25 protein-coding genes, 1 tRNA gene and 1 pseudogene are annotated in these 25,541 nt (G+C 70.8%); 17 read left to right on the forward strand and 10 right to left on the reverse strand.

The features are described from left to right. The first annotated feature begins 5 nt into the window (after nucleotides 1–5). The 4 genes from rlmE (at nucleotide 6) to folP (ending at nucleotide 3,820) form a co-directional block, all read left to right on the forward strand. A complete protein-coding gene (gene rlmE, locus ACY35P_RS02425; RefSeq protein WP_462114258.1) occupies nucleotides 6–638 on the forward strand; it encodes a 23S rRNA (uridine(2552)-2'-O)-methyltransferase RlmE in 633 nt (210 codons plus the stop codon). 160 nt (nucleotides 639–798) lie between these two features. Then, entirely contained in the window at nucleotides 799–2,691 is a 1,893-nt protein-coding gene (ftsH, locus tag ACY35P_RS02430; protein WP_462114231.1) for an ATP-dependent zinc metalloprotease FtsH, read from the forward strand. Nucleotides 2,692–2,762: 71 nt separating this feature from the next. Then, nucleotides 2,763–2,921 carry a hypothetical protein gene (locus tag ACY35P_RS02435; protein ID WP_462114232.1) on the forward strand — a complete coding sequence of 53 codons (159 nt, stop codon included), beginning with the start codon at nucleotides 2,763–2,765 and terminating at the stop codon, nucleotides 2,919–2,921. Further along, nucleotides 2,921–3,820, forward strand: a complete 900-nt coding sequence (gene folP / locus ACY35P_RS02440) for a dihydropteroate synthase (protein ID WP_462114233.1) — start codon at nucleotides 2,921–2,923, stop codon at nucleotides 3,818–3,820. Before ACY35P_RS02435 ends, folP begins: the two co-directional genes overlap by 1 nt. Here folP and ACY35P_RS02445 read toward each other — a convergent pair. Both ACY35P_RS02445 and ACY35P_RS02450 read right to left on the reverse strand, forming a co-directional pair. Continuing rightward, complete coding sequence (locus ACY35P_RS02445; protein WP_462114234.1) at nucleotides 3,817–4,494, reverse strand: hypothetical protein; 678 nt, start codon at nucleotides 4,492–4,494, stop codon at nucleotides 3,817–3,819. The genes folP and ACY35P_RS02445 overlap by 4 nt on opposite strands. 123 nt (nucleotides 4,495–4,617) lie before the next feature. Next, complete coding sequence (locus tag ACY35P_RS02450) at nucleotides 4,618–5,685, reverse strand: alkane 1-monooxygenase (protein ID WP_462114235.1); 1,068 nt, start codon at nucleotides 5,683–5,685, stop codon at nucleotides 4,618–4,620. Between the two features lie 207 nt (nucleotides 5,686–5,892). Between ACY35P_RS02450 and putP the strand changes: the two genes are divergently transcribed. From putP to ACY35P_RS02505, 11 genes and pseudogenes are all read left to right on the forward strand, one after another. Further along, complete coding sequence (gene putP, locus ACY35P_RS02455; protein WP_462114236.1) at nucleotides 5,893–7,395, forward strand: sodium/proline symporter PutP; 1,503 nt, start codon at nucleotides 5,893–5,895, stop codon at nucleotides 7,393–7,395. A gap of 3 nt (nucleotides 7,396–7,398) precedes the next feature. After that, a complete protein-coding gene (gene miaA, locus ACY35P_RS02460; protein WP_462114237.1) occupies nucleotides 7,399–8,355 on the forward strand; it encodes a tRNA (adenosine(37)-N6)-dimethylallyltransferase MiaA in 957 nt (318 codons plus the stop codon). 147 nt (nucleotides 8,356–8,502) lie between these two features. Then, nucleotides 8,503–8,778 (forward strand): RNA chaperone Hfq, encoded by a 276-nt coding sequence (gene hfq, locus ACY35P_RS02465; RefSeq protein WP_462114259.1) that lies wholly within the window; start codon nucleotides 8,503–8,505, stop codon nucleotides 8,776–8,778. A gap of 24 nt (nucleotides 8,779–8,802) precedes the next feature. Beyond that, the gene (hflX, locus tag ACY35P_RS02470) at nucleotides 8,803–10,104 is read left to right on the forward strand and encodes a ribosome rescue GTPase HflX (protein ID WP_462114238.1); all 1,302 of its coding nucleotides are present in this window, start codon (nucleotides 8,803–8,805) and stop codon (nucleotides 10,102–10,104) included. 114 nt (nucleotides 10,105–10,218) lie between these two features. Next, nucleotides 10,219–11,340 (forward strand): FtsH protease activity modulator HflK, encoded by a 1,122-nt coding sequence (gene hflK, locus ACY35P_RS02475; protein WP_462114239.1) that lies wholly within the window; start codon nucleotides 10,219–10,221, stop codon nucleotides 11,338–11,340. Further along, the gene (gene hflC / locus ACY35P_RS02480; protein ID WP_462114240.1) at nucleotides 11,337–12,200 is read left to right on the forward strand and encodes a protease modulator HflC; all 864 of its coding nucleotides are present in this window, start codon (nucleotides 11,337–11,339) and stop codon (nucleotides 12,198–12,200) included. Before hflK ends, hflC begins: the two co-directional genes overlap by 4 nt. Further along, nucleotides 12,200–12,388, forward strand: a complete 189-nt coding sequence (locus ACY35P_RS02485; protein ID WP_462114241.1) for a DUF2065 domain-containing protein — start codon at nucleotides 12,200–12,202, stop codon at nucleotides 12,386–12,388. The genes hflC and ACY35P_RS02485 overlap by 1 nt, the downstream gene beginning before the upstream one ends. 228 nt (nucleotides 12,389–12,616) lie before the next feature. Next, nucleotides 12,617–13,816 (forward strand): annotated as a pseudogene (locus ACY35P_RS02490) (adenylosuccinate synthase); the annotation flags it as partial. Between the two features lie 33 nt (nucleotides 13,817–13,849). Continuing rightward, complete coding sequence (locus ACY35P_RS02495; RefSeq protein WP_462114260.1) at nucleotides 13,850–14,224, forward strand: response regulator; 375 nt, start codon at nucleotides 13,850–13,852, stop codon at nucleotides 14,222–14,224. A 43-nt stretch (nucleotides 14,225–14,267) separates the two neighbouring features. After that, nucleotides 14,268–15,650 (forward strand): ATP-dependent RNA helicase DbpA, encoded by a 1,383-nt coding sequence (gene dbpA / locus ACY35P_RS02500; protein WP_462114242.1) that lies wholly within the window; start codon nucleotides 14,268–14,270, stop codon nucleotides 15,648–15,650. Further along, nucleotides 15,647–16,105 (forward strand): YaiI/YqxD family protein, encoded by a 459-nt coding sequence (locus ACY35P_RS02505; RefSeq protein WP_462114243.1) that lies wholly within the window; start codon nucleotides 15,647–15,649, stop codon nucleotides 16,103–16,105. The genes dbpA and ACY35P_RS02505 overlap by 4 nt, the downstream gene beginning before the upstream one ends. Nucleotides 16,106–16,133: 28 nt before the next feature. Here the strand turns inward: ACY35P_RS02505 and ACY35P_RS02510 are convergent, their stop codons facing one another. From ACY35P_RS02510 to dtd, 4 genes are all read right to left on the reverse strand, one after another. After that, nucleotides 16,134–16,424 carry a hypothetical protein gene (locus tag ACY35P_RS02510; RefSeq protein WP_462114244.1) on the reverse strand — a complete coding sequence of 97 codons (291 nt, stop codon included), beginning with the start codon at nucleotides 16,422–16,424 and terminating at the stop codon, nucleotides 16,134–16,136. A gap of 574 nt (nucleotides 16,425–16,998) precedes the next feature. Then, nucleotides 16,999–17,071 (reverse strand) — tRNA-Ile (locus ACY35P_RS02515). A gap of 80 nt (nucleotides 17,072–17,151) precedes the next feature. Continuing rightward, nucleotides 17,152–19,005: an RNA polymerase sigma factor RpoD gene (gene rpoD, locus ACY35P_RS02520; RefSeq protein ID WP_462114245.1), complete on the reverse strand. Its 1,854-nt coding sequence runs from the start codon at nucleotides 19,003–19,005 to the stop codon at nucleotides 17,152–17,154. Between the two features lie 97 nt (nucleotides 19,006–19,102). Continuing rightward, a complete protein-coding gene (gene dtd / locus ACY35P_RS02525; protein ID WP_462114246.1) occupies nucleotides 19,103–19,540 on the reverse strand; it encodes a D-aminoacyl-tRNA deacylase in 438 nt (145 codons plus the stop codon). Between the two features lie 90 nt (nucleotides 19,541–19,630). On the opposite strand from dtd, the gene ACY35P_RS02530 reads away from it, so the two are divergent. Then, on the forward strand, nucleotides 19,631–20,551 hold the full coding sequence (locus ACY35P_RS02530) for a lauroyl acyltransferase (RefSeq protein ID WP_462114247.1): 921 nt from the start codon (nucleotides 19,631–19,633) through the stop codon (nucleotides 20,549–20,551). Nucleotides 20,552–20,599: 48 nt separating this feature from the next. Next, nucleotides 20,600–20,806: a hypothetical protein gene (locus ACY35P_RS02535; protein WP_462114248.1), complete on the forward strand. Its 207-nt coding sequence runs from the start codon at nucleotides 20,600–20,602 to the stop codon at nucleotides 20,804–20,806. A 6-nt stretch (nucleotides 20,807–20,812) separates the two neighbouring features. Here the strand turns inward: ACY35P_RS02535 and ACY35P_RS02540 are convergent, their stop codons facing one another. The 4 genes from ACY35P_RS02540 to rsmB all read right to left on the reverse strand — a co-directional run. Continuing rightward, nucleotides 20,813–21,919 carry a glycosyltransferase gene (locus ACY35P_RS02540; RefSeq protein ID WP_462114249.1) on the reverse strand — a complete coding sequence of 369 codons (1,107 nt, stop codon included), beginning with the start codon at nucleotides 21,917–21,919 and terminating at the stop codon, nucleotides 20,813–20,815. After that, on the reverse strand, nucleotides 21,916–22,944 hold the full coding sequence (locus tag ACY35P_RS02545; RefSeq protein ID WP_462114250.1) for a glycosyltransferase family 2 protein: 1,029 nt from the start codon (nucleotides 22,942–22,944) through the stop codon (nucleotides 21,916–21,918). The genes ACY35P_RS02540 and ACY35P_RS02545 overlap by 4 nt, the downstream gene beginning before the upstream one ends. Nucleotides 22,945–22,975: 31 nt before the next feature. Further along, complete coding sequence (locus ACY35P_RS02550) at nucleotides 22,976–24,652, reverse strand: ArnT family glycosyltransferase (protein WP_462114251.1); 1,677 nt, start codon at nucleotides 24,650–24,652, stop codon at nucleotides 22,976–22,978. 24 nt (nucleotides 24,653–24,676) lie between these two features. After that, nucleotides 24,677–25,541 (reverse strand): 16S rRNA (cytosine(967)-C(5))-methyltransferase RsmB (gene rsmB / locus ACY35P_RS02555; protein ID WP_462114252.1); only part of this gene is annotated, 865 nt, incomplete at its 5' end.

The raw sequence follows: 25,541 nt of genomic DNA on the forward strand, positions 1-25,541 counted from the left end.
TGCCGATGCCCAAGCGCAGCCAGTCCAGCCAACGCTGGCTCAAGGAACATTTCGCCGATCCCTACGTGAAGAAGGCGAAGGCCGAGGGCCTGCGCTCGCGGGCCGCGTACAAGCTCGAGGAACTCGTCGAGCGCGACCGCCTGCTCAAGCCCGGCATGGTCGTCGTCGACCTCGGCGCCGCGCCCGGCGGCTGGTCGCAGTGGGTCCGGCAGGCGCTGGGGAGCTCCGGTCGCGTCATCGCCCTCGACATCCTCGAGATGCCCCCGCTCGCCGGCGTCGAATTCCTTCATGGCGATTTCAGGGAGGATGCCGTCCTATCGCAACTGGAAGCCGCGCTCGGCGACCAGCACGTGGACCTTGTGCTGTCCGACATGGCCCCCAACATGAGTGGGATGGACGCGGTGGACCTGCCGCGTGCGATGCACCTGGCGGAGCTCGCGATGGATTTCGCGGACCGCCATCTGCGGGTCGGCGGCACCATGCTGATCAAGCTGTTCCAGGGCGTCGGCTTCGACGAGTACGTGAAGGAGCTGCGTCGGCACTACGACAAGGTCGTCATCCGCAAGCCGGCGGCGTCCCGCAAGCGGTCCCCCGAGGTCTATGCGCTCGCGCTGGGACGTCGGGCCGAAACGAAGTAACGGCCTGCCGCCACCAGCCGGTGGCGGGCCGGGTCCGCCCCGCCCGGGCGGCAGGTGCGGCGCCGCGAAGCGGCCGTCGCATCGGTGCGCCGGATTCCGGCACGCTTCTTGAAGGGTCGTACAGGCTGTACGTGCTTCAATGGGGTCACAAGGTATGAAGATGAACGACTTGGCCAAGAATCTTTTGCTGTGGGTGGTGGTCGCCGTCGTGCTGATGGTGGTCTTCCAGGCCTTCGGGCCGCGCAGTGCGCCCACGGAAACGCTGGCCTACGACCAGTTCATCCAGCAGGTGCAGTCCGACCGCGTGCAGAACGTCGTGATCGAGAACGACAAGACGACGATCAGCGGCAAGCGCAAGGACGGCTCCGAGTTCGTGACCTACGCGCCCGACGACCAGGGAATGATGTACGACCTCATGCACCACAAGGTGTCGGTCGTGCAGCGCCCGCCGCAGGGCGGTCCGTCGTTCTGGGCGATCCTGCTGAACTTCCTCCCGATCCTCCTTATCGTCGGCGCATGGATCTTCGTCATGCGGCAGATGCAGCAGGGTGGCAGCAAGGGCGCCATGAGTTTCGGCAAGTCGCGCGCCAAGATGCAGGGCGAGGACCAGGTCAAGGTCACGCTCGCCGACGTCGCCGGCTGCGACGAAGCCAAGCAGGAAGTCGGCGAGCTCGTCGAGTTCCTCCGCGACCCGTCGCGCTTCCAGAAGCTCGGCGGCAAGATCCCGCGCGGCGTGCTGATGGTCGGCCCGCCCGGTACGGGCAAGACGCTGCTCGCCCGCGCGATCGCCGGCGAAGCCAAGGTGCCGTTCTTCTCGATCTCCGGTTCGGACTTCGTCGAGATGTTCGTCGGCGTCGGCGCGAGCCGCGTGCGCGACATGTTCGACCAGGCCAAGAAGCACGCGCCCTGCATCATCTTCATCGACGAGATCGACGCGGTCGGTCGCCATCGCGGCGCGGGCCTCGGCGGCGGTCATGACGAACGCGAGCAGACGCTCAACCAGCTGCTCGTCGAGATGGACGGCTTCGAGGGCGGCGAGGGCGTGATCGTCATCGCGGCGACCAACCGTCCCGACGTGCTCGATCCGGCGCTGCTGCGGCCGGGCCGTTTCGATCGCCAGGTCACCGTCGGTCTGCCGGACGTCCGCGGCCGCGAGCAGATCCTCAAGGTGCACATGCGCAAGCTGCCGCTCGGCGATGACGTCGACGCGATGGTGGTGGCACGCGGCACGCCGGGCTTCTCGGGCGCCGACCTCGCGAACCTCTGCAACGAGGCCGCGCTGTTCGCCGCGCGCGACAACGCCAAGCAGGTCCACATGGAGCAGTTCGACAAGGCGCGCGACAAGATCCTGATGGGCGCCGAGCGTCGTTCCATGGCGATGAGCCTGGAAGAGAAGACCAACACCGCCTACCACGAGGCCGGCCACGCGATCGTCGGTCGCCTGGTGCCCGAGCACGACCCGGTCTACAAGGTGACGATCATCCCGCGCGGGCGCGCGCTGGGCGTGACCATGTACCTGCCCGAGGGCGACCGCTACAGCTACAACCGCACGATCATCGAATCGCAGCTGTGCTCGCTGTACGGCGGCCGCGTGGCCGAGCAGCTGATCTTCGGCGACGGCAAGGTCACCACCGGCGCGTCGAACGACATCGAGCGGGCGACGAAAATGGCCCGCAACATGGTCACCAAGTGGGGCCTGTCGGAACTCGGGCCGATCACATTCGGCGAGGAGGAGGACGAGGTCTTCCTCGGTCGCTCGGTCACGCAGCACAAGAACGTGTCCGACGAGACCGCGCGCAAGATCGACGAAGTCGTCCGCAGCATCCTCGACCGTGCGTATGCGCGCTCGACGCAGCTGCTGACCGAGAACATCGACAAGCTGCACGCGATGGCGAAGGCGCTGCTCGAGTACGAGACCATCGACGCGACGCAGATCGACGCGATCATGGAAGGCCGCGATCCGCCGCCGCCCAGCGGCTGGAGCCGTGGTGGCCCCGCGACCGAGGAGCCGAAGCGCCTCACGCTCGGCGGGCCGCAGCCCAGCGGCACCTGATCGGCGCATTGCCAGCGAAACACGGGAAGGCCAGAGTCTGCTCTGGCCTTTTTCGTTTCCGGAGCATTCCCATGCAACGTCGCAATCGGGCAGGGGCGTTTCTCGCGATCGGCGCGGGCGCGGGTGTCGCGATCGGCGTCGCGACGCGCAACATCGCCGTCGGTGTCGCCCTGGGCGTCGCCTTCGGCCTCGTGCTCGCGGCGATCGCGGCCAAGCGGGAGCGACGCTGATGTTCGACCTCTCCCCCGTGCTCGACTGCGCCGGGCGCCGGCTCGTGCTGGACGTGCCCCGCGTCATGGGCATCGTCAACGTCACGCCCGATTCGTTCGCCGACGGCGGCGATCACTTCGACGCCGATGCCGCGATCGCACACGGCCTGCGACTCGCCGAAGAAGGCGCGGACGTGCTCGACGTCGGCGGCGAATCGACACGGCCCGGCGCGGACGAGGTGTCCGCCGACGAGGAGCTGCGCCGCGTGATCCCGGTGATCGAGGCGCTCGTGGCGCGGACGTCGCTGCCTGTGTCGATCGATACCTCCAAGCCCGACGTGATGCGCGCGGCCGTCGCGGCCGGCGCCGGCATGATCAACGACGTCTACGGGCTGCGCCGCGACGGCGCACTGGACGCGGCTGCGTCCCTGCGCGTGCCCGTGGTGTTGATGCACATGCTCGGCGAGCCGCGTTCGATGCAGGCCGACCCGCGCTACGACGACGTCGTCGCCGACGTGCACCGCTTCCTCGCCGAGCGCATCTTCTCCGCCGAAATGGCGGGCATCGACAAGAAGCGCATCGTCGTCGACCCCGGCTTCGGTTTCGGCAAGACCCGCGAGCACAACCTGCAACTGCTCGCGCGCTTCGACCGGTTCACCGACCTCGGCGTGCCGGTGCTCGCCGGGCTGTCGCGAAAGCGCACCATTGGCGACATCACGGGCCGCGAGGCGCCCGCCGACCGCGCCGCGGGTTCGGTGGCGGCGCACCTCATTGCCGTGCAGCGCGGCGCGATGCTGGTCCGCGTGCACGACGTCGCGGCCACGGTCGACGCGCTCAAGGTGTGGAACGCGGTGGCCGCCCAGCCCGTGCCGAAGGCCCGCGAGGCCGCACCGGCCCTCCGCTGGCCCGACGAGGACTAGCGGCGGCGCCACCACCACAGCAAGGCGCCGGCGAGCATGAGGACGAAGAGCACCTTGCCGAGACCGAATGCGGCCGACGCGCCGGGCGTCGCAGTGGCGAACTCCGCGGGCACGTCGCCCTGGCCCACCGTGACGGCGACCAGCACGGGCTGCACGCCCTCCGCGCCTTCCACGCTCACGTCCAGTGCGGTGTCGCTTCGACCGGGTGCCGGCAGCACGCGTACCGCGCGCCCGTCGACGCTCGACGCATCGCCGGTCAGTACGGCCTTGTAGGCAGCGTGCATGCCGGGCCCGAGTGTCGCGGCGAGCTGTGGCTCGCTGCGCTGCGCGGCGAGTGCCTGCAGTTGCGTGCGCAGCGAGTCGGTGTCGCCACTGCGCATGTCGGTGGCGTCCATGCGCCACATCATGTCGGTGGCCGGCAGCGCGATGCCGTCGAAGCTGTTGGAGAAATGCACCGCGCCCGTCGGAGACTTCGACGACGACAGCCCGACGACGCGATATGCGACCCATACCGGCCTGGACGGATCCATGCCCGGCACGCCGATCGTTGCACTGTGGTGGGCGCCCGGGATGAGCGGCGTCACGAGTTGCTGCGTCGCCAGCGTCGCCGCGTGCGACGGGGCCGCGAGGCCCAGGAGGAGTGCTGCGACGAACGTACGGACGTGTTGCGACACGGCCATTCCCCAATGGTCGACGGAGGCGCCATGCTCCGGGTCGGCGGCGCTGCGGTCAATGTGCGAGCGACGTCGGTTCGATCCGTGCGAGGTACGACGCGGCCCCGCCGTCCTGGCGGCGTGTCATCCGACGTTGGAGCGCCACCGGCCCAGCACGGGATGCACGATGCGGAACCACAGCGGCGGGCACAGGGCGAGCACGAACATCGAGGCGTAACCGCCCGGCAGTTGCGGGCTATCGGGGTGGTGCAGCAGCGCGGCGTAGCGCCGGCGTGGCGTCTCGTGGTGGTCGGAGTGGCGCTGCAGGTGGAACAGGAACAGATTCGACAGCCGATAGTCGGAGTTCCACGAGTGCAGGTGCGTGGTGCGCTCGTAGCGACCGTCGGGCAGGCGTCGGCGCTCCAGGCCGTAGTGCTCGATGTAGTTGATGATCTCGAGCGAACCCGCAGCGAACAGCCCCTGCAGCAGGAAGAAGGCGAGCCCGACCGTGCCCGCCCAGAGCCACGCGGCGACTGCGGACGCGAGCCAGGCGAGCGTCCAGCCGAGCATCTCGTTCGATGCCGACAGCGCGGGCCGCCCAAGCCGTCGCAGCCGCGCGGCCTCGAGCCGCCATGCATTGGCCGTATTGCGCACCAGTGCGCGCGGCAGGAAATGCCACAGCGATTGCCCGTAGCGTGCGCTCGACGCGTCTTCCGGCGTCGAGACATGCACGTGGTGGCCGCGCACGTGCTCGATCTTGAAGCCGTGGTAGCCGACGCTCGCGAGCAGGACTCCGCCCGCGGCGCGTTCGAGCCGCGTGTCCTTGTGGATCAGCTCGTGCGCCGTGTTGATCGCGAGCACGCCGCTGACTACGCCCTGCGACAGCAGCCAGCCCAGCATCCCGACGGGTGCGAGCGGGGCCTGCGCGAACCAGCGTGCCGACCAGGCGAGCAGCACGATCTGCACGGGCAGGGCGAGCAGGGTGAGCGCGGGGAACCACCGGTCCTGCTCCAGGCGCGCCGGCTCGGCCGGATTGTCGGGATCGTGCCCGAGCGCGTAGTCGGCGAGGGGCAGCAGCACGAACAGGAATGCGAGCGGGAACCACGCCATCGCATCGGCATGGCCGCTGGCACGACCGAGCGCCGCGGCGACCGGCATCAGGGCCGGGACCACGAAGACGAAGAGGAAGCCGAGGCGTTTCCAGAGCGGCATCGGGGCAATCTACCGTGCGTGGCGGAGGACCGGCGGCCGTCCGGCGGTTATCGACAGGTGCTGTGGATAACCGCGCGGGTGGAGGTGTGGATAACTCCCGGCGGACACGGCCCGCCGGGCGCGGCCGTCGGTCTGGCGAAAATTTCGCCGCCGGCCTCGACCGCCCGGACAGGTAAAGTGCGGCGGGGACTCCACGCAGGATCGCGCATGACCGCCAGTACGCCGCTCGTCGTCACGTTCGGGCTCTATCTCGCCGCCATGGTGCTGATCGGCTTCCTGGCATGGCGCGCCACGCGCAGCTTCGACGACTACATCCTGGGCGGCCGCTCGCTCGGCAGCCTGGTCACCGCGCTGTCGGCCGGCGCGTCCGACATGAGCGGCTGGCTGCTGATGGGCCTGCCGGGCGCGCTCTACCTGGGCGGCGTGTCGGAGGGGTGGATCGCACTCGGGCTGGTCGCCGGCGCGTGGGCCAACTGGAAGTACGTGGCGGGCCCGCTTCGCGTCTACACCGAGCGCACGCAGAACGCGCTGACGCTGCCCGACTACTTCACCCATCGCTTCGAGGATCAGCGCCGCGTACTGCGCGTGCTGGCGTCGCTGGTGATCCTCGTCTTCTTCGCCGTCTACTGCGCGAGCGGCATCGTCGCAGGCGCGCGCCTGTTCGAGAGCGTCTTCGGTGTTCCCTACGCGCAGGCGCTGTGGTGGGGCGCGGCGGCCACGATCCTCTACACGCTGGTGGGTGGTTTCCTCGCGGTGAGCTGGACCGATACGGTCCAGGCCTCGCTGATGATCTTCGCGCTGGTGCTGACGCCCGTCGTGGTCGTGCTCGCGACCGGTGGCGCGCAGGCGAGCCTCGCGCTGGTCGAGCAGATGGACGCGGCGAAGCTCGATCCGTTCCGTGGCGGCTCGCTCGGCGCGGTCGGCATCGTCTCGCTGCTCGCCTGGGGCCTCGGCTACTTCGGGCAGCCGCACATCCTCGCGCGCTTCATGGCGGCGGACGGCCTGCAGACGATTCCCAAGGCGCGCCGGATCGGCATGACCTGGATGGTCCTCTGCCTGGGCGGCGCGATGGCGGTGGGCTTCTTCGCCAATGCCTACTACGCGCAGCATCCGGCGCTGGTCGGGCCCGTGACCGAAAACCCCGAGCGCGTGTTCATCGCGCTCGCGCAGCAGCTCTTCAATCCGTGGATCGCGGGCGTACTGCTGTCGGCCATCCTCGCCGCGGTGATGAGCACGCTGTCCTGCCAGTTGCTGGTCTGCTCCAGCGCGCTGACCGAGGACCTCTATCGCGGGTTCCTGCGTCCGCGCGCGGGGCAGCGCGAGCTCGTCTGGGTGGGGCGCGCCGCGGTACTCGGCGTCGCACTGCTGGCCATCGCCATCGCACGCGACCCGGAGAGCCGCGTGCTCGGGCTCGTGTCCTACGCCTGGGCCGGTTTCGGCGCCGCCTTCGGCCCGGTGGTCCTGGTGTCGCTGGTCTGGGCGCGCATGACGCGCAACGGCGCGCTGGCAGGCATGGTCGCCGGCGCCGTCACCGTCATCCTGTGGGAGATGTTCCTCTCCGCGCCCACCGGGCTGTATTCGATGGTGCCGGGCTTCGCCGTGAGCCTGGTGGCGATCGTGGTGGCGAGCCTGCTCGACCGCGCGCCGTCGCAGGCGATGCACGCACGCCACCTGCAGGTGCGGGCCGCGCTCGACGCCAACGGCTACTGAGGCGTGTCGGCGGATAGCCGCCCCGTCGCGATCGCGTTGATGGGCCCGACCGCGTCGGGCAAGACGGCGCTCGCGGTCGAGTGGGCCAAGCGCTACGGCGGCGAGGTCCTCAGCGTCGACTCCGCGCTCGTCTATCGCGGGCTCGACATCGGCGCCGCCAAGCCCGATGCCGCCGAGCGCGACGGCGTGCCGCATCACCTCATCGATATCCGCGAGCCGTGGCAGCGGTACTCCGCCGCCGAATTCGCCGTGGACGCGCGCGTGGCGGTCGACGCCATCCTCTCGCGGGGGCGGATGCCCATCCTCGCCGGCGGCACGGGGCTGTATTTCCGCGCGCTGCTGCAGGGCCTGGCGCCGATGCCCGAAGCGGATGCCGACGTGCGAGCCGCGATCGAGGCCGAAGCCCGCGAGCGCGGCTGGGCGTCGCTGCACGTCGAACTCGCACGCGTCGACCCCGAGGCTGCAGCGCGCGTCCACGCCACCGACGCGCAGCGCATCCAGCGCGCGCTCGAGGTCTGGCGCATCAGCGGACGCACGATCAGCGATTGGCGGCGCGAACGCCCGGCGCACCGCTTCCCGTGCCGCGTGCTCAGGCTCGTCCTCGCGCCGACGTCCCGAGCGGAACTCCATGCGCGCATCGAGCGTCGGTTCGACGCGATGCTCGAGGCGGGCTTCCTCGACGAGGTGCGCCGGCTGCGCGCGCGGCCGGAACTCGCCGGGCATCCGCGCCCGCTCGACCTGCCGGCGATCCGGGCGGTCGGCTACCGGCAGGCGTGGGAGCATCTCGACGGGGCGACCGACGCGGCCACGTTCCGCGCACGGGGCATCCATGCGACGCGCCAACTGGCGAAGCGGCAGATCACGTGGCTGCGTGGCGAGCTCGATGCGATCGGCGCCGATCCGCTCTCGGAACGCGATCGTCTCGAACGGATCGTGACGGGTTTCGCAGGCCCGCGTTGATCCCGGCCTGCACGCCGCGACCACGGGAAATCAGCCACTTTGCGATACCATCGGGCCGTCGCTGCCGTGGGGACAGCCGCGGCGACACGGCCCGGCATGCCCGTGGCCGCCCATAACGAGAACAAGAGCAAAGGTGGGGAACACGCGATGTCGAAGGGGCAATCTCTGCAGGATCCTTTCCTGAACGCACTGCGCCGCGAGCGCGTGCCGGTGTCGGTCTATCTCGTCAACGGCATCAAGCTGCAGGGCACGATCGAGTCCTTCGACCAGTTCGTGGTCCTGCTGCGCAACACCGTGAGCCAGATGGTCTACAAGCACGCGATCTCCACCGTGGTGCCGGCGCGCAACGTGCGCGTGGGACCGGGCGGCGGCTTCGTGCAGCCGGCCGACGGCGAGGGTGGGGCGGAGGTCGCTCCCGAATGATGCGCCCGCGGCGGGAGGTGCACGGTGTTTGAACGCTCCCGCAAGGGCGAACACGCGCTCCTGATCCAGCCGCATGCCGGCCCGCTCGACGAGACGGTGCTGGAGGAGTTCCAGGAACTCGCGCGCTCGGCGGGCGCGACCGTCGCCACCGTGCTCACCGCACGCATCGATCGTCCGAATGCCGCCACGCTGATCGGCAGCGGCAAGCTCGAGGAAGTGCAGGCCGCCGCCGAAGCCAGCGGCGCCGACCTGATCCTCGTCAACCATCCTCTGTCGCCCGGCCAGGAGCGCAACCTCGAGCGCGTGCTCAAGCGCCGCGTCGTCGATCGCACGGGCCTGATCCTCGACATCTTCGCGCAGCGCGCGCGGTCGCACGAAGGCAAGCTGCAGGTCGAGCTCGCGCAGCTCAAGCACATGGCGACGCGCCTCGTGCGCGGCTGGACGCACCTCGAGCGCCAGCGCGGCGGTGCGATCGGCCTGCGCGGCCCCGGCGAAACGCAGCTCGAGACCGACCGTCGCCTGTTGCAGAAGCGCCTCGAGCAGCTGTCGAAGAAGCTCGACAAGGTCGAGGTGCAGCGCACTCAGATGCGCCGCGCGCGCCTGAAGGGCGAGCTGCCGCGCGTCGCGCTGGTGGGTTACACCAATGCCGGCAAGTCGACGCTGTTCAATGCGCTGACCGGTGCCGCGGCCTACGCCGCCGACCAGTTGTTCGCAACGCTCGATCCCACCGTCCGCCGCATCGACCTGCCGGGCGGCGGCGTCGTGCTGGCCGATACCGTCGGCTTCGTGCGCGACCTGCCGCACGAGCTCGTCGCCGCGTTCCGATCGACGCTGTCGGAAGCGCGCGAGGCGGACCTGCTGCTGCATGTCGTCGACGCCGCCGATCCGCTCCGTACCGACCGGATCGCGCAGGTCGATGCCGTGCTCAAGGACATCGGCGCGAGCGAGATCCCGCAGCTGCTGGTCTTCAACAAGATCGACCGCCTGGAAGACACCGCGCCCCGCCACGATCGCTTCGTGGAGGAGCGCCCGCGCGTCTGGCTCTCGGCACGCGACGGCACGGGCCTCGACCTGCTGCGCGAGGCGCTGGGCCAGATGCTGGGGCTGGAGCGCGTGACCGGACGCATCCACCTGCCGAGCGAGGCCGCGCGCCTGCGGGGCCGGCTCTACGAAATCGGCGCGATCCGCGCCGAGCGGGCGGAAGAGGACGGCTGGTGGCTGGACCTCGACCTGGCCCGCTCCGACGCCTATCGCATGGCGGCGGGCGCCGGTGGCCACGTCCTCGCACCGCTCTTGCCGCCGGATGAGCCTGCGCCCCTTGGTTGAGGCGGCAGGACCCCCCACCTAGAATCCGGACAATCCCGCGCCGGCGACGCCGACCCGCGAAGGCCGCTCGCGCGCGCCCGGCGGCGGTGGCACCGCGCCCCCTCAGGAGCCCGCATGGCCTGGAACACGCCCGGCAGTGACAACGGCGACGGCGACCGCCGCCCCCGCAAGGGAGGACGCGGCTTCGGCCCCGCCGATCTCGTCGACCGCCTCCGCAACATGCTCGACGGCGGCAGCCCGCTGCGCTGGATCCCGCTCCTCCTCGGCCTCTGGCTGGTGTTCACCTCGTTCGTCCTGGTGTCCGAGCAGCAGCGGGGCGTCGTGCTGCGCTTCGGCCAGTTCGTGCGCGTGCTGACCCCGGGTCCGAACCTCAAGATGCCGTGGCCGTTCGAGCGCGTCATCAAGGTCAACGCCACGCGGATCGAGAACTACGCGACGACGGTGCCCGTGCTCACCGCGGACGAGAACATCGTCTCGGTCGAGCTCAACGTGCAGTACCGCGTTTCCGACCCGGAGAAATACCTGTTCGGCACGCGCAATGCGGACGAGGTGCTGAAGGAGGCGTCGCTGTCGACGGTGCGCGAGATGGTGGGCCGCTCCAAGCTCGACACCGTGCTGGGTGCGCGCAGCCGACTGGCCGACCAGGCGAAGGTCGAGCTGCAACGCCTGCTCGACGCCTACAGCACCGGCCTGTCGGTCACCGAGCTCAACCTGCCGAACGCGCGCCCGCCCGAAGAGGTGAAGCCCGCGTTCGACGACTTCAACAGCGCGCAGCAGGACAAGGACCGCCTGATCAGCGAGGCACGCGCGGACGCCGCGAAGGTGGTGCCGGAAGCGCGTGGCCGGGCCTCGCGCATCCGTGCGACCGCCGAGGGCGAGCGCGCGACGGCGATCGCGCGTGCGACCGGCGACGCGCAGCGGTTCTCGCTGCTCGTCGAGCAGTACAAGGCCGCCCCGGACGTCACCCGCAAGCGCCTGTGGCTGGAGACCGTGCAGCAGGTGCTCGCCGAGAACCGCACGATCGTCGGCGGCGACTCGCGCCAGCTGATCTACGTGCCGATGGGGCCGCCGCAGGCCGCGGCGGGCACTGCGGCGCCGCCTCTGCTGTCGCCGGCGCAGCCGCAGGCCGCACCGGCGCTGGTGCCGGACCTGCTGCCCACCGTCAGTGCGACCGAGTCGAGCGGTCGCGGGCCGCGCGGGCCGCGTGCGCCGCGTAGCGGAGGAGACGAACGATGAGATTTCCCGCCCTGATCGCCCTGGTGGTCGCGACCCTGATCGCGCTGACGGGCTCGGTCTTCGTCGTGCCCGAAGGCCACAGCGCCATCGTGCTCAACCTCGGCCGCCTCGTGCGCACCGACCTCGGCCCCGGCCTGCACTTCAAGTTCCCGCTCGTCGAGTCCGCGCGCGTCTTCGACCGCCGCCTCGACGTGCTGCCCGCCGAGCCCGAGCGCTACTTCACGTCCGAGCGCAAGGACGTGAGCGTCGACTTCTTCGCGGTCGGCCGGATCGAGAACCTGCGCGCCTTCTATCGCGCGACCGGTGGCGACGAGAGCGTCGCGATCGACCGCCTCGCGCCGATCATCAAGGACGCGCTGCGCAACGAGATCAACGCGCGCACGCTGTCGGAAGTGGTGTCGGGCGACCGCAGCCGGATCGTCGCCAAGCAGTTGGCCACCATCAACAAGGGCGCTTCGACGCTCGGCGTGCGGATTTTCGACCTGCGCATCAAGCAGCTCGACCTGCCGACGGACAGCCGGGTGATCGGCGACGTCTACAGCCGCATGCGGGCGCAGCGCCAGCAGGTGGCGAGCCAGCTGCGTGCGGAAGGTGCGGAGCAGGCCCAGCGCATCCGTGCGGACGCCGATCGCGACAGCGCCGTGATCGTCGCCGAGGCCGAGCGCGACGCGCAGCAGCTGCGCGGCGAGGGCGATGCGGAGGCCGCGCGGCTCTACGCCGAGGCCGCGCAGAAGGATCCGGGCTTCTTCGCCTTCCAGCGCAGCCTGGAGGCCTACCGGCGCGCCTTCGGCAACGGGCAGACGGTGATCGTCGTCGACAAGGGCGACCCGTTCCTCCAGTACCTCAAGTCCGATCGTTGATGGCGCGGGACCTGCTGTCCGCGCTCTGCCTGGTGGCGGTGCTGGAAGGGCTGTTCCTCTTCCTCACGCCCGAGGGCTGGAAGCGGACGGCGGAGCGGCTGTACGCGCTCAGCGTTGGCCAGCTGCGCCTGTTCGGCGCCATCGTCGTGCTGGCCGGACTCGGATCGCTGTGGCTCGTACGCCTCTGATCGACGGACGGGGTGGCCGGGGCCCGCGGAAACCCGGATAATGCACAAAAGCCGGACGGGGACACCCGCCGGCTTTTCTCGTGTCTGCGGTCCGCCACGGCGGGCCGGCCGGAGGAGTCCGCGTCGTAGCGACGCGGTACCGCGCGTGCTGCCGCGCCTCCCCCGATGCCGCGCGTCCACGCGGCCGGGCGCAACCTACGCAACTGCAGCGAAAACGGAGAGGCGGCAATGGGTCAGTCGGTGGTGGTGCTGGGCGCGCAGTGGGGCGACGAGGGCAAGGGCAAGATCGTCGACCTGCTGACCGAGGAAATCGGCGCGGTCGTGCGCTTCCAGGGCGGCCACAACGCCGGCCACACGCTCGTGATCGGCGGCAAGAAGACCGTGCTGCACCTGATTCCGTCCGGCATCCTGCGCCCCGACGCGCTGTGCCTGATCGGCAACGGCGTGGTGCTGCACCCGGGCGCGCTGCAGAAGGAGATCGCCGAGCTCGAGGGCAACGGCGTCGAAGTGCGCTCGCGCCTGAAGATCTCGCCCGCGACGCCGCTGATCATGCCGTACCACATCGCGCTGGATCAGGCGCGCGAGAAGGCCGCCGGCGGAAAGGCGATCGGCACGACCGGTCGCGGCATCGGCCCGGCGTACGAGGACAAGGTCGCGCGTCGCGGCATCCGCGTCGCGGACCTGCATTACCCGGCCGAACTCGCCGAGAAGCTGCGCAGCGCGCTCGACTATCACAACTTCGTGCTCACGAAGTATCTCGGCGTCGACGCGGTCGACTACCAGCAGACGCTCGACGAGGCGCTCGCGTTCGGGGAATACGTCGAGCCGATGAAGGCGGACGTGGCCGGCATCCTTCACGAGCTGCGCAAGCAGGGCAAGCGCGTCATGTTCGAAGGCGCGCAGGGCTCGCTGCTGGACATCGACCACGGCACGTACCCGTACGTCACCTCGTCGAACACCACGGTGGGCGGCGCAATGGCCGGCACGGGCGTGGGTGCGGACGCGATCGACTACGTGCTCGGCATCGCCAAGGCCTATGCCACGCGCGTCGGCGGCGGCCCGTTCCCGACCGAGCTCGACGACGCGATCGGGCAGGGCATCCGCGATCGCGGGCAAGAGTACGGCGCGACCACCGGGCGTCCGCGTCGCTGCGGCTGGATGGACATCGTCGCGCTCAAGCGCGCCGTGGCCATCAACGGCATCACCGGCCTGTGCATCACCAAGCTCGACATCCTCGACGGGATGGAGAAGCTCAAGATCTGCATCGCCTACGAGTACCGCGGCAAGCGCACCGAGTACGCCCCGCTGGACGCCGCGGGCTGGGACGAGTGCACGCCGGTGTACCTGGAGTTCCCCGGCTGGGACGAGAGCACCGCGGGCATCACCGAGTGGGACAAGCTGCCGGCGGCCGCGCGTGCGTACCTGCGCTTTCCGCATGTTGCTGCCCAGCCGGGGGCCCGCATGAGCCTGCCGCGCGTGCTGGTGGTCGAGGACAGCGCGGAGATTCGCGAAAGCCTGCGCGACGTGCTCGAGTTCGAGGGCTTCGACGTCCGCGTCGCCGCCGATGGCCGCGCCGGGCTGGAGGCGATCGATCGCGACGGCCCGCCCGACGTGCTGCTGCTCGACCTGATGATGCCGGTAATGGACGGCTGGGAAGTGCTCGCCGCGCTGCGCGCGAGCCAGGCGCCCGCGCGTGCGCGACTGCCGGTGATCGTGGTTTCCGGCGCCACCGATGCCGAACACGTCGCACACCGCTACGGCTGCGCGGCGCTGGTGAAACCGGTCGACATCGAACGGCTGCTGGACGCGCTGCGGCGCTGCCTCGGCACTGCCTGATCCGCTCGACCGGGCCGTCCGGCGCCGGCCCGTATCATGGCGCATGGAAAACGCGCCCGAATTCACCACCCTCCCGCTCGCGCCCGCCCTGTTCCAGGGCCTCGACGCCCTCGGCCACGTGCGCATGACGCCCGTGCAGGCCCGCGCGTTGCCGCCGCTGCTCGACGGCCGCGACCTGATCGGCCAGGCGCCGACCGGCAGCGGCAAGACCGCCGCCTTCGGCCTCGCGCTGCTGCAGCGCATGGACCTCGCCGACATCCGCGTGCAGGCGCTGGTGCTCTGCCCGACGCGCGAACTCGCCGACCAGGTCGCCAAGAGCGTGCGCCGGCTCGGCACCGGCCTCCCCAACCTGAAGCTGCTGACGCTCACCGGCGGCGTCGCGCTGGGCCCGCAACTCGCCTCGCTCGAGCATCCGCCGCACGTCGTGGTCGGCACGCCGGGCCGCGTGCAGGAGTTGCTGCGCAAGAAGGTGCTCGACCTCCGCGGCGTGCGCGTGCTCGTGCTCGACGAGGCCGACCGCATGCTCGACATGGGCTTCGAGGAACCGATCCGGGAGATCGTGAAGTCGACGCCGAAGGACCGCCAGACGCTGCTGTTCTCCGCGACCTATCCGGAGGCGATCCGCGACGTGGCGCGCGCCACGATGCGCGATCCGGTCGAGGTCACCGTCGACGCGGCCGCGGACGCCCCGTCGATCCAGCAGCGGTTCTACGAGGTCGAGCCGGCGCAGAAGCCGGCCGCGCTCGCCGGCCTGCTGATCGGCGAAGGCGCCGACAGCGCGGTGGTGTTCTGCAACATGCGCAAGGACACCGAGGAAGTCGTCGCCTCGCTCGCGCACCTCGGCTTCTCCGCGCTCGCGCTGCATGGCGACATGGAGCAGCGCGACCGCGAGGAGGTGCTGGTGCGCTTCGCCAACCGCAGCTGCGGCGTGCTGGTGGCGAGCGACGTCGCCGCGCGCGGCCTCGACGTCGAGGACCTCGCCGCGGTCGTGAACTACGACGTGCCGCACGACGCCGATACCTACGTCCACCGCATCGGTCGCACCGGCCGCGCCGGCCGCGGCGGGCTCGCGCTCACGCTGTGCACGCCGCGCGAGCTGCCGCGGCTGCGCGTCGTCGAAGAGGCGCTCGGCCTGCGCATCGACCTGCAGCGGCCGCCGCTCGCCGCACTGCGCGCGAACGTCGGCGTCCGCGCACCGATGGTCACGCTGCGCATCGACGGCGGCCGCACCGACAAGCTGCGCCCGGGCGACATCGTCGGTGCGCTGACGGGCGACGCGGGCCTCAAGGCCAATGCGATCGGCAAGATCGATGTCTTCGCCACGCGCAGCTACGTCGCGATCGCACGCGCGCAGGCGGCACTCGCGCTGTCGCGCCTGCAGGAAGGCCGCATCAAGGCCCGCAAGTTCCGCGTCCGCAAGCTGTGACCGACGCCGCGCGCATCTGGGTCGACGCCGATGCGTGCCCGGGTCCGGTGCGCGAGATGCTCGTGCGGGCGGCGAACCGCGCGCAGGTGCACGTGGTGTTCGTCGCGAACCAGTGGATCCGGCTGCCGACCTCGCTTTGGCTGCGCACGCTGCAGGTGGCGCAGGGCCCCGACGAGGCCGACCGCGAGATCGCCGACCAGGTGCGCCCGGGGGACTTGGTCGTGACGCAGGACATTCCGCTGGCGGCGAAGGTGGTCGAGTCCGGCGCGACGGCGATGAATCCGCGCGGCGAACCCTATACGGCCGAGACGATCGCCGAGCGGCTGTCGATGCGGAACTTCATGGACGAGCTGCGCGGCGCGGGCATCGCGACCGGCGGGCCCGCGCCGTTCAATGCGCGTGACCGGCAGGCCTTCGCGGCCGGGCTCGATCGGTGGCTGGCGCGACGCCGCTGAGGCGCGACGCCGACAGCTGCGGAGCGGATCAGGTCGCCGGCGCGACCACGGCAGCGAGCTGCGCGGCACCCACCAGCAGCAGGCCCACCAGAGGCAGCGCAGCCAGCATGGCGCGCGGCGACCGCTGCGGCGAGATTCCCGCTTCGGCCATCAGCGCACCGAGCAGCACCGCCGGAAACAGCGGCAGCATGCCGGCCGCGCCATGGCCGCTCGCGAGGCTGAACAGCGCCGCGGCCGCGGTCACGAGTCCGGCCGTCAGGACCGGCGACAGTGCACGGGTGACGGGGACGGGGCGCAGCTCGGCGTCGAGGAATCGCATGGCGCCATGGTCGGCCACGGGTGTGCACGAGGCGTGATGCCGGCCGACAGCGGCGCTGACGGGGCAGCCTGTGCCGTACGGGACGCTGAGCGACGCGCACGCGTCGAGCACAGCACGGGCGCGCGACCAAAAAACGCGACCGCCCGCGCCTGGCTGGATCCGGTGCGGTCGACGGACGCGGCCCGACGGCACGTTGCGATGGCGGAGCCGTTCGCTCGACGGTCGCGAACGACGACCGTGCTGGTCGGTGCGAGCCCGACCGGGCCGGGGATTGCACGCAGGCGCACGTCGTATTCAACCCGGACGGCGACGTCCCCCCGGTTTTGAGTAGCACGCCGATCTGGAGTCCAATCCCCGACAGCAAGGAGATTGGACGTGAAGAAGCGCTTTTCCGAAGAGCAGATCATCGGCTTCCTGCGTGAGGCGTAAGCCGCCGCACGCGGTCGAGGTCACTGCGATCGCGCGCGGCTGCCACGCAGTTGGGCTGCGAGCTGTACCGGCGGCGCCGATCGCTGGGAGCGAGCCGACCGGCGAGCGAGGCGAAGCGGCCATGCGCCGCATGGCGCGGTGATCGTGGGCCCACCAGGATTCGAACCTGGAACCAAGGGATTATGAGTCCCGTGCTCTAACCGTTGAGCTATAGGCCCGCAGCATCGCGATTGTAGCGACTGCACAAACGACGAGCCCGCCGGATGGCGGGCTCGTACGCATTGCGAGGGGGTTTCGCTTACTCGATGTCGAGGAAGGAACGCAGCTGCTCCGAGCGGCTCGGATGACGCAGCTTGCGCAGCGCCTTGGCCTCGATCTGGCGGATGCGCTCGCGCGTCACGTCGAACTGCTTGCCGACCTCTTCCAGCGTGTGGTCGGTGTTCATGTCGATGCCGAAGCGCATGCGCAGCACCTTCGCCTCGCGCGGGGTGAGGCTGGCGAGCACGTCGCGCACCGTCTCCGAGAGGTTGATGTCGGTGGTCGCGTCGATCGGGGACATGACGTTCGTGTCCTCGATGAAGTCGCCGAGGTGCGAATCCTCGTCGTCGCCGATCGGAGTCTCCATCGAGATGGGCTCCTTCGCGATCTTCATGACCTTCCGGATCTTGTCCTCCGGCATGTCCATTTCCTTGGCCAGCTCCTCCGGCGTCGGCTCGCGGCCGTACTGCTGGAGCATCTGGCGGGAAATGCGGTTGAGCTTGTTGATCGTCTCGATCATGTGCACGGGAATGCGGATCGTGCGTGCCTGGTCGGCGATCGAGCGCGTGATCGCCTGGCGGATCCACCACGTGGCGTAGGTCGAAAACTTGTAGCCGCGGCGGTATTCGAACTTGTCGACCGCCTTCATCAGGCCGATGTTGCCTTCCTGGATGAGGTCGAGGAACTGCAGGCCGCGGTTGGTGTACTTCTTGGCGATCGAGATCACGAGGCGCAGGTTCGCCTCGACCATCTCCTTCTTCGCCTTGCGCGCCTTGGCCTCGCCGTAAGCCATGTGGCGGCTGATGTCCTTCAGCTCCAGCAGCGTCACCTTCATGCGCTGCTCTTCGTCGATCGTCGCCTGCTGTTCGAAGACGATGCGGTCCTTGACGTCGCGCAGGGCCGAGGCCCACTTCTGCTTGCGCTTGAGCAGCTCGTCGACCCACTCGAGGTTGGTCTGGTTCCCGTCCCACGCGCGGATGAAGTCCTTGCGCGGCATCTTCGCGACGCGCACGGACAGGTCGAGGATGCGACGCTCGTGTTCCTTCACCTTCGCGATGGACTCACGCAGGTTGCGCACCAGCGCGTCGGTAAGGTTGAGCGGCAGCTTGAGGGTGACGAAGATCTCCGCCATCTCCTCGCGCACCTTCTTGGTGTTCTTGTGGTCCGGGCCGTACTTGGTATGGCACTTCTCGAACTTGGCGTAGAGCTCGCCGAGCGCGCCGAGGCGGGCCGCGACCTCGAGCGGATCCGGACCGGTCGGGCCGGCTTCCTCGGCCTCTTCGGCGCCTTCGACTTCTTCCTCGTCGTCCGCGTCGGCATCGGCATCGGCCACCACCGGCGGGATCTCCGGCGGCACTTCGTCGATCTGGTCGAGGAAGCCGACGATGACTTCGGCAAGGCGCTTCTTGCCCGCCTTGTGCAGCTCGTAGTCGCCGAGGATCTGCGCGATCGTGCCCGGGAACGAGGCGAGCGAGGCCTGGACCTGCGAGAGGCCTTCCTCGATGCGCTTGGCGATCGCGATCTCGCCCTCGCGGGTCAGCAGTTCAACCGTGCCCATCTCACGCATGTACATGCGCACCGGGTCGGTCGTGCGGCCGCCCTCGGAGTCGAGCGAGACGAGCGCCGCGGCGGCTTCCTCGGCGGCGGTGTCGTCGACCTCGCGGCCGCTGCCGCTCTCGCCAGCGAGCAGCAGCGTTTCGGCGTCCGGTGCGACTTCATGCACCTGGATGCCCATGCCGTTGATCATGCCGATGATGTCTTCGATCTGTTCGGGATCGACGACGTCATCGGGCAGGTGGTCGTTCACCTCGGCATAGGTGAGGTAGCCCTGCTCCAGACCCTTGCTGATCAGTTGCTTGATATCGGACTGCGGGGTCTGACGTTCGTTCGCCATGGGCTGCGCCACCAGTGAAAGGGGGTCGAGGGAACCGTGCATTATACCAGCGCGGCCTGCGGGACTGGCCCGCGAAGCGGCCGGAAGCTGAAGGGGGTCAGGCCCGCAGCAGGAAGGTGACCGGGCCGTCGTTGACCAGACTGACGGTCATATGGGCGCCGAAACGGCCCGTTTCCACCACCCCGTGGGCCGATCGGCATGCATCGACGAGGCGGTTGAAGAGGGGTTCAGCGACCCCGGGCGCCGCGGCGGTCTGGAAACCGGGCCGCATGCCGGAGGCGGTGTCGGCGGCCAGCGTGAACTGGCTGACGAGCAGCAGCCCGCCGCCCGACTGGGCCAGCCCGAGGTTCATCCGCCCGGCCTCGTCGGCGAAGACGCGGTAGCCGAGCAGGCGCTGCGCCATGCGGGCGACCTGCGCCTCGCCGTCGCCCGGCTCGATGCCGACCAAGGCGAGCAGTCCGGGCCCGATCGCCCCGACCGTCGCGCCGTCCACCACCACGTCGGCGCGGGTGACGCGCTGGATCAGGGCGAGCATTCGGGCGTCCGGGGCGGCATGCGGGCAGGCTAGCAGGCGACCGGGCCGTCCGGCACAGGCCGGCCCCACGCGCTTCCGTAGACTGGCCGGATGCCCCGCGTGCTCGCCGCCCTCCTCCACTTCCTTGCGCGTGCCCTCGCCGCGCTGCCCTGGCGCTGGCTGGCGCGCCTCGCCGACGCCGTGGCCGCGCGCGAACTGCGCCGCGGCAGCCGCGAGGCGCGCATCGCCGCGCGCAACCTCGAACTCGCGTATCCCGACCTGCCGGCCGGCGAGCGCGAGGCGCTGCGCCGCGAGATCCTCCGGACCACCGCGCGGCAGGCGCTCGCGACACTGCGGCTGTGGACGCGTCCGCCGGCACGCAACCTCGCGCGGATCGTCGAGCAGCATGGCGCCGATCGCCTCGCTGCGGCGATCACGGCCGGCCACGGCGTCATCGTCGCCGCGCCGCATCACGGCAACTGGGAACTGCTCAACCAGTGGCTCGCCTCGCGCACGCCGCTGGCGATCCTCTACGCGCCGCCGGAGTCGCGCGTTGGCGACGCCTTCCTCAACCGCGTGCGTGCGGCGCAGGGCGACCCGGGACGGGTCACCCAGATCCGCGCCGAGGCCGCGGGCGCGCGCCAGCTCTTCAAGTGGCTGCAGGGCGGCGGCGTCGTCGGCATCCTCCCGGACCAGCAGCCCAAGCAGGGCGACGGCGAGTTCGCCCCGTTCTTCGACCGCCCCGCGCTGACCATGAGCCTGCTCGGCCGGCTCGCCGCCCGCACCGGCGCGACGGTGCTCGTCGCGTGGTGCGAGTGCATCGGCGAGGACGCGGACGGCCCGCGGTTCGCACTGCACGTCGAGCCCGCACCCGCCGGCGTGTCGAGCCGCGACATCCCCACGTCGGTCGCCGCGCTCAACGCCGCGGTGGAGCAGGTGGCGCGCCGCGATCCGGCGCAGTACCAGTGGACGTACAAGCGCTTCTCGCTGCAGCCCGATGGCAGCAATCCCTACTGGCCGGATTGCTACTGACGACGCCGGCCGCGAGACTGGCGCTTCTCCCCCACTCGGGCACCGCGCATGGCGATCGCCGGCTTCCTGGTCTACACCGCCTTCTGCGCGTGGGTCGTCCTGTACGACGGCGCCGAGGTGCTCGAGGGCTGGCGCGCGGCGCTCGTCGTCGACCTCTGGGCGGGGCTGCTGAGCGCGCAGCACCTGCGGCTCTACGTCGCGGTGTCGTGGGTCGCGTCGCTGGTGGGACTGCTGTGGCGTCTTGCAGCGGGTTGATCGGTCTCAGCGGCGCCCGACGTCGCGCAGCATCGCCTCGTAGTCGGCCGCCATCCGCTCGCGGCTGTAGCGCGTGATCGCGACCTCGCGTGCGGCCGCGGCGAGCGACATGGCGAGTGCGTCGTCGCGCAGCAGCCGTTCGAGCGCGTCGGCCAGCGCGACCGGGTCCGACTCGCGCACGAGCAGGCCGTCGACGCCGTCGCGCAACGTCTCGCGCACCCCCGGCACGGCACTGCCGACCACCGCGCAGCCCGCCGCCATGCCTTCGATCAGCGCGAGCGGCATGCCCTCGTAGTGCGTGGACAGCACCGCGATGCGATGGCCCATGAGCAGGCCGGGCACGTCGCGATGCAGGCCGAGGAACGTCACCTGCGCCTCGAGGCCGAGCTCGCGGACGAGCGCTTCGATGGGGCCGCGATGCGTCGGCTTGCCGGCACCGGCGAACAGCACGGGCGGCGCGAGGCCGCGATCGTGCAGCAGGCGGACGGCGCGCACGAGCGTCGCGTGGTCCTTCTGCTTCGAGTAGCGCGCGACCATGGCGATGCCGGGCACGCGCGAGGGCAGCGGATGCGACGGTGCCGCGTCGAACGGCGCCGTACGGATGCCGTTCGGAATGGCGATGGTGCGGTCGGCGGGCATGCCCATCGCGAGCAGGGCCTCGCGCACGCCCTCCGAGCAGCCGACGATGCGCGCCGTGCGCCTCGCGAGCCAACGCGTCTGCGCGCGACGCCACCCCGTGTAGCGCTCGCGTGTGTTGTGCTCGACGTGCACCAGTGCGGGCACCCCGGCGAGCAGGCCGGCGTAGCGGCCCCAGAGATGTTCCGAGAAACCGTGCGCCACCAGCACGTCGGGCTTCCAGCGCCGGCACAACCGGGCGAGCGCGAGCACGGTGGCGAGGTGCGTCGCGCCGGTCACCACCTCGAGCGGAACGCCGGCCGCGCGAAGTTCCTCGATGCGTGCGGGATCGCCGCGCCGCTTGCGGCGCAGCACCAGCAGCGGTTCGATGTCGGTGCCGTTGCGATGCGCATTGACGAGCGCGATCGCGACCTGCGTCGCACCGCCGGAAAACCCGCCGGTGACGAAGTGCAACACGCGCAGCTTCGGGCCACTCAATGCGGCAGCCAGCCCAGTCGCCCGAGGTAGTAGCGCGAGCGCAGGCTGCGCACCAGCCAGCCGCGGCGTCGATAGCCGGCGAGCACGCCCCCGATCCCCGACGGGAACAGCTCGCCGAGGCTGCGCCGGCACTGCATCCGCACCTCGTCCTGCTGGGCGCACAAGCCCCGCCGGAAGCGCCGGGCGAGCGAGGCGTAGGTGCGGAGGCAGAAATGGTCGAGCGCGAAGCGTGCGCGCGGCGGAAGGCCCGCCGGATCGGCCAGCATCGCCTGGTGCAGTCCGACGACCGCCTCATTGAGATGCGCGAGCTTCACCGGCGTGAGCTCGCGCATGATCGAGTTCTCGCGCTGGCGATAACCGATCCAGGGCTCCGGCACGTAGTAGAACGACCGCGCATGCGCGAACAGCGGCGCCATCGCCGCGATGTCCTCGAAGTAGCGGCCCTCGGGAAACGAGACCTGCTGCCAGATCGCACGGCGCGCGATCTTCGACCAGACGTGCAGCTGGCCGCGCGCCAGCACGCCTTCGATCAGTTGCGCGCGGTCGTCGAGCAGCACGCGCGCCGGCCCGTCGAACGTGCGCCGGTGAAGCTCGCCGCGCAGGCGATGCTTGAGGCGGAACGGCGACCGCACGAGGCGGTAGTCGCAGAGCACCAGGTCCGGCGCACTGTTGCGCTGGAGCAGCGAGCGCAGCGCGGCGATCGCGCCGTCGCAGACGACGTCGTCGGAGTCCACGAACCAGACGTAGTCGCCGCGTGCGTTCGCGAGCAGCGTGTTGCGGGCGCAGGAGACCCCGCAGTTGGTCTCGTGCGCGATCACGCGGACGACGCCGGGATGCTCGGCCTCGAGCTCGCGGGCGAGCTCGCCCGAACCGTCGGTCGAAACGTCGTCGACCAGGACCACTTCGATCCCGTCGACGCCCTGCCCGACGATCGACTCGACGCAGGCGCGCAGCCAGGGCCGCACGTTGTAGACGGGCAGCAGCAGGCTCAGCCAGGGAACGGGTCCGGTCGGTTCGGCGGTCACACGGGCATCCTGCCGGAAGGGCGAGCGCAGTCTACCGGGCCGTCGCGACCGCGCAGGCGGATGAGGCGACGGGCGGCAGCAGCCACCATTCGCGACGGTTGCTGTGGCCCACGAACACCGCGAGGCGACGATCGATGCAGGACGGGAGCGCATCGTCCTCGAGCATCAGCCAGCGCCGCGACGGCACGGCACGCTGCCAGGCCAGCGCATCGGCGAACTGCTCCGCCGGCATGCGCTTGAAGCCGAACGTCCGCGCCGGACGCTGCGCCATCAGCAGGTTCTGCTCCTTCCATGCGACGAGGCCGAGCTCGTCGGTCGGGGCGAGTCGTGCTTCGGCACGCTGCATCACCCCGCGCGCCGAGCTCGCATCATTGAGCAGCGGCTGGGCGGCGAGGCCGATCAGCAGCCACAGCCCGGTCAGCGTGCCCAGCAACGCGCCCACGCCGCGTCGCACGCCGAACAGCAGCAGCATCGCGATGCCCCATGCACCGACCGCGAGCAGCACGCGACCCAGCGCGTCCGCCCCACCGACCAGCCCGCGTGCCTCGTCGAGGCGCTGCTCGAAACCGGGATGGCCGAACACGACGAGGCCGCCGGCCACGGCCGCGAGCAGCGCGATCGTCGCCGCGAACGCGAAGGCGAGCCGCCGCACGCCCGTCCGCTCGACGATGCCCGGCAACCACGGCCCCAGCGCGAGGCACAGCAGCGGCAGCGCCGGCAGGATGTAGACCTCGCGCTTGCCCGCGCTGAGGCTGAAGAACAGCAGGACCATCGCGACGCCGCCGAGCAGCACGGCGAGGCGTCCGTCGCGCGCACGCAGCGCCTCGCGCCAGCCGCGCCAGGCCCAGGGCAGCGCGAGCACCGTCGGCAGCCATTGCGTCGCGATCACGACGAGGAAGTAGTACGCCGGCTGGCGGTGATGCCACGGGTCCGCATAGCGCTTGGCGGTCTGTCGAAGCAGGATGTCGTCGGCATAGCCGTGCAGCGCGGGGTCCGCGCTGTGCGCGACCGTCCACAGCATCGGCGCGAGCCAGGCGGCGAGCGGCAGCAGCAGCATCAGCGGGCCGAGCCACGTGGCCGGACGTCGCCAGCCCATCGGCGCCACGTGGGCCCAGCCTCGTGCCCGCGCGATCGCCGCGGGAACCAGCACGAGCAGCGCGATGACGCCGACGCCCTTGGTGATCACGCCGAGGCCCGCGGCGAACCAGCCGACCAGCCACCAGCGCAGGTCGGGTCCGCGCAGCACGTGCCGCAGCAGGCCGTACACCGACAGCGTCACCCAGAACACGAGCAGCGGATCGATCTGCGCGCGTCGCGCCTGGAACGTGAACGCGAAGGTGAAGAGCAGCGCCCACGCCGCATGCACGCCGGCGCGGCGGTCGTAGAGGCGCGCACCGAGGTCGCGCACCAGCGCGAGCGTGCCGAGCGAGGCCAGCAGCGACGGCAGCAGGAACGCGACGCGCAGGTGGCCGGTGAGCGACAGGGCGATCGCCTGCAGCCACATGAAGAGCGGGGGCTTGTCGGAATACAGTTCGTCGCCGCGCATCGGGAACAGCCACTCGCCGCTCTCGACCATCTGCTTCGCGACCAGCGCGAAGCGCGGCTCGTCGGCGGGCCACGGATCGCGCAGGCCGAGCCCGGCGCCCAGCACGAGCAATGCGACGAGCCAGAACAGCCAGCGCTCGCGGGAGTCGGCGGTCTTCAGCATCGGCCGATCATAGCGACGCGCGCTTCAGGCCTTGCGCAGCCGCGCATAGAAGAAGCCGTCGCGGCCGCGCTCGCCCGGCAGCACCTGCCGGCCCGCGCCGCTCGCGCGACCGAAGCGCGCATCGAGCGGCTCGACCACCGCCTGCGCCCTGCGCGCGAGGAAGGCGTCGACCTGCCGTTCGTTCTCGTCGCGCAGGATCGAGCACGTCGCGTAGACGAGCACGCCGCCCGGCGCGACCACGCCCCACAGCGCATCGAGCAGGCGCGCCTGCAGCGGCAGGAGAGCGGCGAGGTCGCTCTCGCGACGGTGCAGCACCACGTCGGGCTGGCGTCGCACGATGCCCGTCGCCGAGCACGGCGCATCGAGCAGCACCGCATCGAACGGCACGCCATCCCACCACGCGGCGGTGTCGGCGGCGTCCGCGGCGACCAGGCGTGCGCGACCGTCGAAGCCGAGGCGTTGCACCGCATCGCCCACCTGCCGAAGCCGCTTCGGCTCGATGTCGAGTGCGGTGACCGACGTCGCGGTGTCCCGCTCGAGCAGGTGAGTCGTCTTGCCGCCGGGCGCCGCGCACGCGTCGAGCACGCGCGGCCCCTGCGGCGCGAGCGCGTCGGCGACCGCCTGCGCGGAGGCGTCCTGCACCGTGACGAGCCCCTCGTCGAACCCCGGCAGCTGCGCGACCGGCACCGCGGTCGCAAGGCGCAGCGCATCGGGCAGGTCGTCGTCGGCGATCGCCTCGATGCCGGCGTCCGCGAGACGGCGTGCGTAGTCGTCGCGGGCGATGCGTCGCGAATTCACGCGCAGCCACATCGGCGGCGGCTGCGCGCTGGCGAGCGCGATGGCGTCGGCGTGGTCCGGCCAGTCGGCGGCGATCCGCGTGCGCAGCCAG

It is taken from the genome of Lysobacter xanthus (assembly GCF_047159895.1).

Bases quoted from the DNA above. Each gene is read 5' to 3' on its own strand.
- rlmE (WP_462114258.1), top strand. From the start codon at position 6: ATGCCCAAGCGCAGCCAGTCCAGCCAACGCTGGCTCAAGGAACATTTC.
- ACY35P_RS02485 (WP_462114241.1), top strand. From the start codon at position 12,200: ATGGCGCGGGACCTGCTGTCCGCGCTCTGCCTGGTGGCGGTGCTGGAA.
- ACY35P_RS02450 (WP_462114235.1), bottom strand. From the start codon at position 5,685: ATGCCGCTCTGGAAACGCCTCGGCTTCCTCTTCGTCTTCGTGGTCCCG.
- rpoD (WP_462114245.1), bottom strand. From the start codon at position 19,005: ATGGCGAACGAACGTCAGACCCCGCAGTCCGATATCAAGCAACTGATC.
- hfq (WP_462114259.1), top strand. From the start codon at position 8,503: ATGTCGAAGGGGCAATCTCTGCAGGATCCTTTCCTGAACGCACTGCGC.
- ACY35P_RS02535 (WP_462114248.1), top strand. From the start codon at position 20,600: ATGGCGATCGCCGGCTTCCTGGTCTACACCGCCTTCTGCGCGTGGGTC.
- dtd (WP_462114246.1), bottom strand. From the start codon at position 19,540: ATGCTCGCCCTGATCCAGCGCGTCACCCGCGCCGACGTGGTGGTGGAC.
- ACY35P_RS02495 (WP_462114260.1), top strand. From the start codon at position 13,850: ATGAGCCTGCCGCGCGTGCTGGTGGTCGAGGACAGCGCGGAGATTCGC.
- ACY35P_RS02510 (WP_462114244.1), bottom strand. From the start codon at position 16,424: ATGCGATTCCTCGACGCCGAGCTGCGCCCCGTCCCCGTCACCCGTGCA.
- folP (WP_462114233.1), top strand. From the start codon at position 2,921: ATGTTCGACCTCTCCCCCGTGCTCGACTGCGCCGGGCGCCGGCTCGTG.
- putP (WP_462114236.1), top strand. From the start codon at position 5,893: ATGACCGCCAGTACGCCGCTCGTCGTCACGTTCGGGCTCTATCTCGCC.
- dbpA (WP_462114242.1), top strand. From the start codon at position 14,268: ATGGAAAACGCGCCCGAATTCACCACCCTCCCGCTCGCGCCCGCCCTG.
- ACY35P_RS02435 (WP_462114232.1), top strand. From the start codon at position 2,763: ATGCAACGTCGCAATCGGGCAGGGGCGTTTCTCGCGATCGGCGCGGGC.
- ACY35P_RS02530 (WP_462114247.1), top strand. From the start codon at position 19,631: ATGCCCCGCGTGCTCGCCGCCCTCCTCCACTTCCTTGCGCGTGCCCTC.
- ftsH (WP_462114231.1), top strand. From the start codon at position 799: ATGAACGACTTGGCCAAGAATCTTTTGCTGTGGGTGGTGGTCGCCGTC.
- ACY35P_RS02550 (WP_462114251.1), bottom strand. From the start codon at position 24,652: ATGCTGAAGACCGCCGACTCCCGCGAGCGCTGGCTGTTCTGGCTCGTC.
- hflK (WP_462114239.1), top strand. From the start codon at position 10,219: ATGGCCTGGAACACGCCCGGCAGTGACAACGGCGACGGCGACCGCCGC.
- hflC (WP_462114240.1), top strand. From the start codon at position 11,337: ATGAGATTTCCCGCCCTGATCGCCCTGGTGGTCGCGACCCTGATCGCG.